This is a genomic window from Fimbriimonadia bacterium, from assembly GCA_039961735.1.
Lineage (GTDB): Bacteria > Armatimonadota > Fimbriimonadia > Fimbriimonadales > JABRVX01 > JABRVX01.
The window spans coordinates 54,796-66,138 of sequence record JABRVX010000004.1; the positions used below are offsets into that span (position 1 = coordinate 54,796).

9 protein-coding genes and 1 other RNA gene are annotated in these 11,343 nt (G+C 62.0%); 7 read left to right on the plus strand and 3 right to left on the minus strand.

What is annotated here, in order from left to right; all coding sequences use genetic code 11:
* Positions 1-78 precede the first annotated feature (78 nt).
* Positions 79-432: a transfer-messenger RNA gene (gene ssrA, locus HRF45_01555) on the minus strand.
* Between the two features lie 101 nt (positions 433-533).
* Between ssrA and fabD the strand changes: the two genes are divergently transcribed.
* From fabD to HRF45_01570, 3 genes are all read left to right on the plus strand, one after another.
* On the plus strand, positions 534-1,439 hold the full coding sequence (gene fabD, locus HRF45_01560; protein MEP0765215.1) for an ACP S-malonyltransferase: 906 nt from the start codon (positions 534-536) through the stop codon (positions 1,437-1,439).
* A gap of 22 nt (positions 1,440-1,461) precedes the next feature.
* Complete coding sequence (locus HRF45_01565; protein ID MEP0765216.1) at positions 1,462-2,658, plus strand: acyl-CoA dehydrogenase family protein; 1,197 nt, start codon at positions 1,462-1,464, stop codon at positions 2,656-2,658.
* Between the two features lie 160 nt (positions 2,659-2,818).
* Positions 2,819-3,949, plus strand: a complete 1,131-nt coding sequence (locus HRF45_01570) for a hypothetical protein (GenBank protein ID MEP0765217.1) — start codon at positions 2,819-2,821, stop codon at positions 3,947-3,949.
* A 25-nt stretch (positions 3,950-3,974) separates the two neighbouring features.
* Here the strand turns inward: HRF45_01570 and HRF45_01575 are convergent, their stop codons facing one another.
* A complete protein-coding gene (locus tag HRF45_01575) occupies positions 3,975-4,895 on the minus strand; it encodes a diguanylate cyclase (protein MEP0765218.1) in 921 nt (306 codons plus the stop codon).
* Between the two features lie 141 nt (positions 4,896-5,036).
* On the opposite strand from HRF45_01575, the gene HRF45_01580 reads away from it, so the two are divergent.
* Positions 5,037-7,658, plus strand: coding sequence for a phosphoenolpyruvate synthase (locus tag HRF45_01580; protein MEP0765219.1), 2,622 nt, complete (start codon positions 5,037-5,039; stop codon positions 7,656-7,658).
* 9 nt (positions 7,659-7,667) lie between these two features.
* Here the strand turns inward: HRF45_01580 and HRF45_01585 are convergent, their stop codons facing one another.
* Entirely contained in the window at positions 7,668-8,612 is a 945-nt protein-coding gene (locus HRF45_01585; protein ID MEP0765220.1) for a hypothetical protein, read from the minus strand.
* Positions 8,613-8,652: 40 nt separating this feature from the next.
* Here HRF45_01585 and HRF45_01590 point away from each other — a divergent pair, with 40 nt between their 5' ends.
* The 3 genes from HRF45_01590 (at position 8,653) to HRF45_01600 (ending at position 11,339) form a co-directional block, all read left to right on the plus strand.
* Positions 8,653-9,120: a hypothetical protein gene (locus HRF45_01590; protein ID MEP0765221.1), complete on the plus strand. Its 468-nt coding sequence runs from the start codon at positions 8,653-8,655 to the stop codon at positions 9,118-9,120.
* 16 nt (positions 9,121-9,136) lie between these two features.
* Positions 9,137-10,417 (plus strand): MFS transporter, encoded by a 1,281-nt coding sequence (locus HRF45_01595; protein ID MEP0765222.1) that lies wholly within the window; start codon positions 9,137-9,139, stop codon positions 10,415-10,417.
* 88 nt (positions 10,418-10,505) lie between these two features.
* On the plus strand, positions 10,506-11,339 hold the full coding sequence (locus HRF45_01600) for a hypothetical protein (GenBank protein ID MEP0765223.1): 834 nt from the start codon (positions 10,506-10,508) through the stop codon (positions 11,337-11,339).
* The last annotated feature ends 4 nt before the right edge of the window (positions 11,340-11,343 follow it).

Consider the following 11,343-nt stretch of genomic DNA (forward strand, 5'->3'; position numbering starts at 1 on the left):
TTCAATCTCGATCGCACTCTGGCTGTAAGGCCACCCCAGATCCAGCCTCCGAAATCTGGCTGGTTCGTGCGGATGCCGTGGTGGAGGCGGGGGGAGTTGAACCCCCTTCCAAAGCCGATGCCTCTCGGGCGTCTACGAGCGTAGCCTGCCTTCTGATCTCGCGGAGCGCTAACCCGCAGGCGGGGATGCCACTCTCGCCAGTCCGGTTTCTTCTCGCCTCTCCGTGCTACGGACCGAAGCCGGAGACGCTAGTCGGATTTGTCCACGCCTCCTTCGCGCCTACCGACCCGGCGCTGGGAGACGGCTGCAGCTAATTAGGCAGCGTAAGCGTAAGAGTTCGCACTTACTGTTTGTGCCGCTTTTTTACGAGGCCAACGGCACCTCGGCTCGCAGCTCGAGCGCAAACCGACCCTGTCGAGCCCGTTCGCCCCCACGTTGCAATTATTATACTGCCAAAAGGTCCGACGGGTTCCACCGGGACCGTTGCGGGCTTCTGGGCAGGGATAGGTCTCCTGCCGTAGAAAGCCTGATCCGTGAGTAAGGCTTTTCTGTTCCCCGGTCAAGGTTCCCAGGTTCCCGGCATGGGTCGGAGCATCCGCGAGGCATCGGCGGTAGCCCACGAGGCGTTCGAGCGGGTTAGCGAGGTGGTCGGCCGCGACGTTGCCGCGCTATGCGACGAGGCCGATGAGGAAACGCTACGCTTCACCGAGAACGCACAAATCGCGCTCTACGCGTGCGGCGTCGCAACGGCCGCGGCGCTGAGAGAGAAAGGCGTCGTGCCGTCGTTCGCCCTGGGCCACAGCGTGGGCGAGTATGCAGCGCTGGCGGCGGCAGGAGTCATCTCGCTGGAAGACGGCGCCCGGCTGGTGGACCGCCGGGGAGAGCTGATGGCGCAAGCAAAGAACGGCACCATGGCCGCAATCATCGGGTTGGACGATGCCCAGGTGGAAGCGGCTTGCTCGGGTGTCTCGAACGGCATCGTGGTGGTCGCCAACTACAACTCACCGGGACAAGTGGTCATTTCCGGTGAGCCTGCCGCGGTAGAAGCGGCTTGCACGAGCGCCAAGGCGGCGGGAGCGCGACGGGTGGTCCCGTTGAACGTCTCGGGCGCATTTCATTCGCCGCTGATGGAGGAAGCCGCCGCGGCGATGCGCTCGGCACTAGCGACTGTATCGTTTGCTGCCGGCACCGCCCGTGTGGCATCCAACGTCCTGGGCGATTTCGTGACGGACGCTTCGGCATGGCCCGAGTTGCTTGCACGGCAGATTGCGTCGCCCGTACGATGGACCGACTGCGTCCGGGCCGCCGTGCGCGAGGGAGCGTCGGAGTTCTTCGAGTGTGGGCCGGGCAGCGTGCTGTGTGGGTTGTTGCGGCGCATCGAGCCCGAGGCAAAGTGCATTGGCGTTGCGGAGGCTGATGGGTTGGCAGGACTGCTCTAGTCGCGTAGGTACACTTCGCCGCATGGATTTCTCCCTAACGAACGAGCACAAGTTGATTCAGGAGAGCGCGCGCCGATTTGCCGAGACCGAGGTGCTACCCGGCCTGAAGGAGCGTGACCGAGAAGGAAAGCCCGACCCCACGCTGCTGAGGAAGATGGGGGAAGCGGGTTTTCTCGGCGTGTGCATTCCCGCCAAGTATGGGGGACAGGACGCCGACTACATCAGCCTGGGCCTCGTGTGCGAAGAGCTGGAGCGAGCCGATAGCACGGCCCGCGTCATCATGTCCGTCCACGTCGGACTGAACAGCTTGGCACTGCTTCAGTGGGGGTCAGAGGATCAGAAGCAACGTTTCCTGGTTCCGCAGGCGAAGGGCGAGAAGTTCGCCGGGTTCGGGCTAACAGAGCCCAACGCCGGTTCGGACGTGATAGGCATTCGGAGCACCGCGGTACGCGACGGCGACACGTATGTGCTGAATGGCGAGAAGACGTGGATCAGCCTGGCCGACCTGGCGGACAACTTCTTGGTGGTCGCATACACTGACCGCGAGAAGAAGGCACGCGGCATGACAGCGTTCATTGTGGAGCGCGGTATGCCCGGCTTTACAACACAACCGATCCATGGCAAGTTGGGTGTACGAGCTGGAGACACGGGCACGTTGATTATGGAAGACGTGCGCGTACCCGTTGCAAACCGAATAGGTGAAGAGGGTGAGGGTTTCAAGATCGCGATGTCGGCGCTGGACAACGGGCGATACACCGTGGGGAGCGGCGCCGTCGGCATCATCGTCGCGTGCCTAGACGCGTGCATCCCCTACTGCCGGGACCGAAGGACGGGCGGCCAGGAGATCGGCAGGCATCAGCTCATCCAGCAGATGGTAGCGCGCATGGCGGCATCGCGAGACATAGGACGTCTTCTTTATTACCGATGTGGGTGGATGAAAAACCAAGGCATGCGTTGCACACGCGAGGTGAGCATGGCAAAGTGGATCAACTGCGATAACGCATTTGCCGCAGCCAACGACGCAGTGCAAATCCACGGTGCCTACGGGTACAGCGACGAGTTCCCCGTAGAGCGGTACCTGCGAAATAGCCGGGGCGCGGTGATCTACGAGGGTACACGAGAGATCCATACGCTGATGCAGGCGGAGTACGAACTAGGCTACCGCCACGACCGCCCGCTCCGCTGCGAACTCCCCGGCTGGCCATTCGAAACGGGCTGAGGCATGCAGCCTCACGACCTCCCACCCTTCGTCGAATCGCGTTGGGCTTCTCCTGTCGGTTCTCGGTCCTGTCAGCAGTGGGGATCGGCGCTTCTTACTCATCGTCACAGAGTAGGATCGGACTCAGATAGGGACACGACAACGACTTGGAGGCAAGGGTATGCAGCTAATCGGCAAGGAAGAAGTACGCGAGATGTTGGAGCCGCGCGAGGGTCCGTGCGTGACCATCACGATGCCGCTCGAGCGGATGAGCGCGAAGGCGCGCGCCAACGGCACGAAGCTGCGAAACCTGTTGCGCCAGGCGCTGCGGTCGCTACTGAATGGCGGAATGAAGCGAGCCGAAGCGGAGGCGATGCTCGAGCCCGGCCACGCCCTAGCAGCCGAGGGCGCTCCCTGGCACGAGGGGATGAGCGGCTTGGCCTTCCACTTCGCCCCTGGTTACGCGAAAAAGCTCTTGGTGCCCATCTCGCTTCCCGAGCTGGCGGTCGTAGGTTCGAGGTTCTACATCAAGCCACTCCTATCGCTTCTCGGCGCGGAAGCCACGTTTGCCGTACTCGCCCTCAGCTCGAATTCACATCGCCTGGTGCGAGCCACGCGGTTCTCGACTCTAGCAACACTGCTCGAAGGGCCAGAGGAAGGCAGGAGGCCCACTCGCAAGGAGAAGCAACTGCAGTTTCGCTCGGCGCCTTCGACCTCGGGAGGCGTAGTATTCCATGGACATGGTGCGGGTGACGAGTTGAAGAAGGAGGAGGTCACCAAGGCCTTTCGCGAGGTAGCTCGAGCGGTGAGTGAGGCCCTCCGCGGCTCGCAAGAGCCGCTTGTCGTGGCCTGCGTCGAGTATCTGTTCCCTCTGTATCGAGATGTCAACAACTACCCGCACCTCGTCGGCGTCTGTGCCGCAGGTAACCCGGATGAGTGGACCGATGACGAGCTGCGCGCGCGAGCCTGGCAGGTAGTCGAGCCGGTCTTTGGCGCGGGTCGGATGGCAGCCGCCCAGCGCTACAGGGAAGCCAGAGAAGCGGGTAAGGCCGCGGACAACCTGGGCGAGTGCCTGCTTGCAGCGCAGGAGGGCCGGCTGGAAGTCCTGTACGTGCCCGTCGGCATCCAGGCGTGGGGTCGCTTCGACTCCGAGGCCGGACGCGTGGAGGTCCGCTCGGAGCCTGCGGCAGGCGACGAGGACTTGCTGAACCTCGCCGCCGCTCTCGCCCTCGCCGGAGGTGCCGCTGTATATGCAGTGCATCCGGACGAGATGCCCGAACATGGATTGGTGGCCGGGCTGGTTCGCTACTGAGCGGCCTGCAGCGCTCGGGTGCGCCTCATGCAGCTGCCGAAGGTGCCCAGTCGGACGATACTCTGTTTCTCCCGGCCCTTTTGCTCTCGTACATGAGTGCGTCCACGCGCTGAAACGCATCTTCCAGCGTCTCCTGGCTGCGCACGAGCGAAGCGCCGATGGAGATGGTAACCTGCAGCTTACCCCGCGGCCCCTCGACGTACGAGTTCTCAACGAGTATTCGGTACCGCTGGGCGCACCGAAGCATCTCCATCTCGCTAATCTGCGCCAGGCCCACCACGAACTCCTCGCCACCCCAGCGCCCCACCACGTCCATCGGCCGCGAGTTCTTTGCGAGGGTCTGGGCGACCATGCGCAACACTCGGTCGCCAGTGTCGTGGCCGTGCGTATCGTTGACGGACTTGAAGCGATCCACGTCCAGGAACAGCAGCCCGAAGCCCCAACCCATTCTGCGCGACTGCTCCAGAGTGGATTGAAGCGCCTGCTCGCAATAACCTCGATTGGCGATCTCGGTTAACGGGTCCAGGCAGGACGTGCGCTTCAGATCGTCGGCCAGCGAAAGCGCCGCGACGGTCTGGCTGTTGTCGCTGAACACCTCCACCGCACCGACGATCTTGCCGCCCTCGCCACGGATGGGCGAGACTCGTACGATCACCGGGACACGATGCCCGTCTCGATGGTGAAGGCAGACATCGGCCTGGCGCGGCTGGCCGTCCAAGATTGTGGCGGTGAGCGGGCACGCAGTGTGGCAGAGAGGAGTGCCCTCTCCGTCTACGTGCCTCAGAGGCGTATTCCAGCAGCACTTTCCCACGGAGTCGGCCGAGGTGTAGCCTGTGAGCCGCTCGGCGCCCCGGTTCCAATAGGTGATGCGCCGGTCCCGGTCCACGAAGTAGACCCCATCGTACAGATTGTCCAAGAGCTCTCGGTAGAAGTCCTCGTTTTGCATCACACAGCCTCCACCCGCTTTCCTTCCACAGTTGTGTCGGTTCTTGGTCGTCCTTTCTGCCACTTTGCAGGATCGCGGTTCCTCCGACGGTTTAGTGCAAGCCACTTCCGGGGGCAATCGGGCTCGCGGAACGGGTAGGCTATTCGCGTGGACAATGAGGTCATCTCCAGCGGCATAGAGCCGTTGGATGAGGCAATACAGGGCCTTCGGCTAGGAGACAACGTCGTCTGGAGAGTCGCCAACCTCGCCGACTACCGGTATTTTGCCGAGCCCTTCGCTCGTCATTCCATCTCTGAGGGCAGAGACTGTTACTACCTGCGCTTTGCCCCGCACGAGCCAATCGTGAGCTCGGTTCCCGGTGTCAAAACCATCGAGCTCAACCCGAAGCAGGGATTCGACGCGTTCACCGGCGAGGTCTACGACCTGGCGGAGCGGCTCGGCGAGGAAGTATTCTATGTCTTCGATAACCTCTCGGCCCTGGTAGAGGAATGGGCTACCGACGAGCTGCTCGCGAACTTCTTTCAGGTGACCTGCCCCTTCCTCTACGAGCTACGTACGATCGCTTACTTCGGGCTGTCCCGACAACAGCACCCTCACAGCGCTGTGGCCCGACTTCGCGACACACCCCAGGTACTGCTGGATGTGTACCGTGTGAAGGGCCAGATGTACGTTCACCCCATCAAGGTGCTCGGCAGATACTCCCCCCACATGTTCGTGCCCCACGCCGTGTCACCCGACGGGTGGACGCATGTCGTGCAGAGCGGCGATGCTGCCTCGGTCACGGCGGCCGCACGTAAGGCACCGCTCGGCGGTCCCATCACGCAGACCGCGCCGTGGGAGCGCGTGTATCGTAGGCTGTTGCAGTTCGTAGAGGACGGCGATGAAGTCCCCGAACAGAATCCGGAGATACGCGAGCTGAAGAGCCACCTATGCCGCATGGTCATGGGCAGTCACCCGGGCTTCGACCGACTCGCTGATCGGTACTTCACACTGGACGATCTGCTGAGCGTTCGCAATCGGCTGATCGGTTCAGGGCGTGTCGGCGGGAAGGCTGCGGGGATGCTGTTGGCCCGTGCCATTCTGCGCTCGGAAGCCGAGGAAGTGGCGCTCGATTACGGGCCCATTCTGGAACGGCACGACTCCTTCTACATCGGATCGGACGTCTTCTTCACCTTCTTGGTAAGAAACCAGCTCTTCCGGGATCGGCTGCACATCAGTCACCGAGCCGAGATCTCGCCGGAGGAGTACGAAGAGATCAGGCGGCGGTTCCATTCTGCCACCTTCCCTGCAGAGATCGTGGATCAGTTCCGCAGCATGATTGACTACTACGGTCAGGCGCCCATCATCGTGCGTTCCAGCAGCTTGCTCGAGGACAGCTTCGGCAACGCCTTCGCGGGGAAGTATCACAGCGAGTTCTTGGCCAATCAGGGGTCTCCCGAGGAGAGACTCGAAGCGCTGATGAGTGCGATCAAGCGGGTGTACGCGAGTGCGCTGAGCCCGGACGCGCTAGCCTACCGCAAGCGGCGTGGGCTGCACCGGAACACCGAACAGATGGCGGTGTTAGTGCAGCGCGTGTCCGGCATGCCGTATCGCAACTGGTTCTTCCCTGCACTGGCGGGAGTCGCCTTTTCGCGCAACATGTATGCATGGACGGACCGGATCGACCCCAAGCAGGGCGTCATTCGTTTGGTATTCGGACTGGGCACCCGTGCCGTGGAACGGGTTGGCGGCGACTACCCACGAATGATCCCTGTTAGCGATCCCTTCCTCCGACCAGAAACCGGCATGGATGTTGCGGTACATTCGCAGCACGCAGTGGACGTGCTGGACACGACAGCCAACCGCGAGATGACACTACCACTCGCTGAAGTGTTGCGTAACCTCGACTACCCAGGCATGCACTACTTCGTCTCTCAGCGCACCGACGATGACATCCAACATCCCGTAAGCAATCGCGTTGAGGGGCCCGCAGACAGGCTCGTACTTACGTTCGAAAACCTGCTACGCCGCACCGACTTCGTGTCGACTCTGGGTGGACTACTCGCACGGCTGGATGCGGCTTATGGCATGGCAGTGGACGTGGAATTCACGGCGCACGTTCGGCAGGACGGATCGGTTAGGGTCAACCTCTTGCAATGCCGACCCATGACGCTCCCCGGCGCTACGACTCGTGTCAGCGTGCCTAGCGACCTTCCCGCTGAGCGTGTCGTTTTTCGAACGAACAGGATGCTAGCAGGTGGTGAGGTACACGGTATTCGTCATATCGTCTACGTAGACCCGGGCGCTTATGTAGCCCTGCCACAGGACGAGAAGCGATCGGTCGGACGAGCGGTAGGTAAGATCAACGAACGCTTCGGATCGCAGGGGAAACTTCTGACCATGGGCCCCGGTCGCTGGGGTAGCAGCAATCTGGAGCTGGGTGTGAACGTCGGGTATGCCGACATCAGCAACGCTGCAGTGCTCGTGGAGATCGCGCGGACCGAGTCCGGGCAGGTACCCGAAGTCTCGTACGGCACACACTTCTTCCTGGATCTCGTCGAGGCCGAAGTGATCTACCTGCCCGTGTACCCCGATGAGCCGGAGACGCAGTATAACGAAACGGTGCTGCTTGGGATGTCGAGCGTTCTGAGTTCCGAGTTGCCGGAACTGTCCTCGCTGGATGGACTACTGCGTGTGATAGACGTGCCTGTTGCGACCGGCGGCATGCACGCCCACGTAGCCGCGGATCCCGACAGCCGCCAAGCAGTCTGCTACTTGGAGTAGCCGTCTGGGTCAGCTCGGCTCGGCCTCGTACAGGATCTGGTCCACCATCGAGGTGGTATCCATCAGCTCCAACACCAGGCCGCGGTGGTGGCGGGTGCTCCGCTCGCTGGGCACTAGCACCAGCCGATGCGAGCGCCCGAACATCTCCACCTCTCGATCCGTCAGCGCCGCAGGGTCATCGAACACCTGCTCGGCAAATGTGCGCAGGATGTTCATGCAGATCGTCTTCTGCTCGCGACCCACTTCGCACATCTCGAGGTCGGGGAGCCCGAGCTTCCGCATCCCGTGCGTGTGCAGCCACCAGCCACGTGCTTCCTCCGCAGCATCGAAGGCTACCAACCGTTCGAAGGTCTGTCTGGCGTTATCCGACATCATCTCCTTTTTCCAGCGCTCGCCGGTGTAGAAGCGCATTCCCTCGCGGTCGTAGATCAGCTCCGAGCCCATGAGGTCGGCCACAGCGTCTGCGAGATGCGCGACGAAGTGAAGGTAATCACGGTTCGGCATCGGCTCTTCGGCCACGAAGCGAACGATAACCATGGACTTCGCTTCCTTCATCGTGTCCATCGCCTCCGGCGGCACGACGGCCTCGTCGGAGTAGAAGTTGGGGTCGAACAGATGCCGGTTCTTTGGCGGCAGCGAGATGCCTACGTGCGTTCGGATGTCGGTGAGCAGCAGCGCCTCGGAAGTGCTCACCGCGGGCCTGCCGGAGGAGTTATGCGGATTCCCGCGCAGCAGTCGGTTGCTGATTGCGTGTTCGGAGGGAAGATGCTCCTTGGGCGTCCACATCCAGAACTCGTGGACGATGGGCTGGGAACGCTGGAGCGAGGGGGTACGCCGAAGCAGACACCTGGCGCCTCGCGCCACCACGTACAGCACCAGAACGAGTGCAATGGCCCAGCCAATCTCCCACACGCCGCAAAGTATGACACCCCGGCCGCTGGTACAATTGGCCATGGTCGCCATTTGGCGACGTCTCGAATCGGGGAGGAGCAGATTGGCCAAGGTGCAGCCGGGAGACCGAGTTCGGATCAAGGAGAGAGCCGCGACGGAGCAGGACGTTGCTTCCATGACCTATTTCCCGCACTACGCGGGGCTGGAGGGTGAAGTGACTCGCATCTACGACTCTGGAGAAGCGGCCGTCACGATAGACCCCGACTGCCTGCAGCCTGCAGCTGCGGAGATGCACCGAAAGGTTCAGCAGCGGGTGGCAGACAAGTTCCTCGCCGGCCTCTCGGAGGAGGGCCGCAAGAGACTGACGCCGGAGGAGAAGGAGATCCGCCTGAACTACGTGGTGTTGGTGCAGCCCGCCGACCTGGAGCCTGCGAAGGTGGCTAAGACCACCGCGAAGCCGAAGGCGCAGCCCGAGGGAGCCGAGGCGGCCACTGCACCGAAGCGGCCGAGCGCCAAGGACCTGAAGAAGGCCGAAGAGGAGTACCTGGCTACGCGCAAGAAGGCGAAGTAGCTAGGCAACACACTCTATGTCACTCCGAGACAGCGTTGCCACGACGCGACGGCGAGTGCATCGTGCGCCGCTCCAACTCTTCAACATCTCTCTACTATGGTTGTCCGTCAACTTCTGGTGGGCAGGCGTGTTGGGACTGCTGCTGCCACTATTCGTGGAGCGGCTGGTGGGCGGTGAGTGGAAGGGTACTTACCTATTCTACATCGGGGCAACGGGAGCCGCACTCTCTAGCATTATTCAGCTCGTGATCGGGCCGATCAGCGATCGCACGGCCAGCCCGTTCGGCCGTCGCACTCCCTATGTGTTCATCGGTGTGGTGCTATCGCTACCTGCAATCTACCTGTTCTTTCACGCCCCGCTAGTGCTGCGTAGCTTCGGCTGGCTGCTATTCGCCTACTGCTGGGTACAGGTGTGGATGAACGTCAGCAACGGTCCGTATCAAGCGTTCATTCCGGACTTGGTGCCGGAAGATAGGCAAGGCCTGGCGTCTGCTTTCATGGGAATGATGCTGCTGATAGGTCAGGCCGGGGGCTTCCTCGGGTACATGCTGCTGTCCGAGAAGCTGTTCGTGCTATGTTGGGTGATCATCGCGATGCTCGGGGTGTCGGTGCTATACACCACGATCAGCGTTCGGGAGCCTGCCTCGGCGGCCTCGACGCTTCCCCCGCTCGAGTGGTCACGCATTCTTCTCGTTCCGCTGAGACCTTATCCCAGCTTTGTGTGGCTCATGGTGTCGCGGTTTTTCATCAATATGGGCTTCTACACAGCGCTTCCCTTTCTACTTTACTACCTACAAGATGCCTTAGGTTCGAGCGATCCGGGCGGGGATTTCGCGAAGTTGGCGCTGCTGTTTACCGGTGGCGCGTTGCTAGGCAACTGGCCATCGGGATGGCTGGCTGACCGCGTGAGCAAAAAGGCCATCGTGTATTTCACTTGCGCAATGATGGCGGCATCGGCTATCGCGTTCGTTCTCGACCAGACGCTAACAGGCGCGTTCGTGATCGGCTTTGCTTTCGGCCTGAGCTACGGGGCTTTCGTAGCCGTGGACTGGGCCTTCGCGTGCAACCTGGTGCCGAAGGAGCAGGAAGGTAGATACATGGCGGTGTGGCACCTCGCGTTCACGGTGCCACAGGTGCTCGCGCCATGGGTCGGGCCGGTGGCCGACTGGTTCAACCGCACCTATCCCGACATGCCTGGCATCGGCTGGCGAGTAGCGTTCTCCATCATCCCCATCTACCTCGCCATTGGCGCGTGGGCGGTACGCCACGTGAAGGAACGTAAGCCGGTGTCGGTGTAGGCCGTATGCGCTGGAGGTTTGCCGCCGCGCGACTCCCGTGATACACTATGCGTGGCCCCGCAACGACGCGGGGACAGGGGAGAACTCGATGAGGATTGCCTGTCTGACTGCTCTGATGCTCCTATCGGTCACCGCCTTCGCCGATAGTTGCGTGGATCTGGTGCGTTTCACGTACTGCCCGCCAAGCGACGATGTTACCCCGAGCTACATGGCGCAGTTCATGGTCTCATGCAATCAGCAGCCGGCGGACTACGGTATCACTACGACGGTTCTGTTCCGTCGTCCGGGCTACCGAGGCTATGACACTCTCAGCCACTCCACCAACTGGTTCTTCGGAATGCCCGAGACCACTTACTTCCAGTTCAATTGGAGCTTCGCACAGCCCGGAATCTACGTGTTTCAGGCGGAGGCGAATCCGGCGTGTCCTGACGACCCCTGTGGAGATCCCCCGTGCAACCTGGACCGCTGCGAGGTTCGATGGCGTGTGGCAGACATCACGGTAGACATGACGCTGCAGAACTACGAGTTCACCGACCCTGTAACCATCCGCTTCGAACTCCGCGATCCTGTCACCGGCGAGGAAGTTCGTCCCGCGTGGCTCGTACCTATCAGCGGCAATGGCCCTGTAGTGCTCGACGAGGCACCCTTCGGTACTTGGAAACTGCGAGTCGGCACTCCCGGCGGACAGTGGTTGAGTAGGGTCCAGGACGTGGTGATCGACCAGCGAGCCTATCAGGCGCCGGCGTACTCCCTGCACAACGGTGACGCCAACCGCGACGGTTGTGTCGACCTGGCAGACCTCAACTTCGTCTTGGTGCGGTTCGCTCAGACAGGTGGGCCCGCGGATCTGGACAACGACGGACAGGTGGGTGTGCCCGACCTGGCCATCGTTCTCGTCAGCTTCACCAAGTGCTCGGAATAGTGGG

Bases quoted from the DNA above. Each gene is read 5' to 3' on its own strand.
- HRF45_01575 (MEP0765218.1), bottom strand. From the start codon at position 4,895: ATGCAAAACGAGGACTTCTACCGAGAGCTCTTGGACAATCTGTACGAT.
- HRF45_01600 (MEP0765223.1), top strand. From the start codon at position 10,506: ATGAGGATTGCCTGTCTGACTGCTCTGATGCTCCTATCGGTCACCGCC.
- HRF45_01565 (MEP0765216.1), top strand. From the start codon at position 1,462: ATGGATTTCTCCCTAACGAACGAGCACAAGTTGATTCAGGAGAGCGCG.
- HRF45_01595 (MEP0765222.1), top strand. From the start codon at position 9,137: ATGTCACTCCGAGACAGCGTTGCCACGACGCGACGGCGAGTGCATCGT.
- HRF45_01585 (MEP0765220.1), bottom strand. From the start codon at position 8,612: ATGGCCAATTGTACCAGCGGCCGGGGTGTCATACTTTGCGGCGTGTGG.
- HRF45_01570 (MEP0765217.1), top strand. From the start codon at position 2,819: ATGCAGCTAATCGGCAAGGAAGAAGTACGCGAGATGTTGGAGCCGCGC.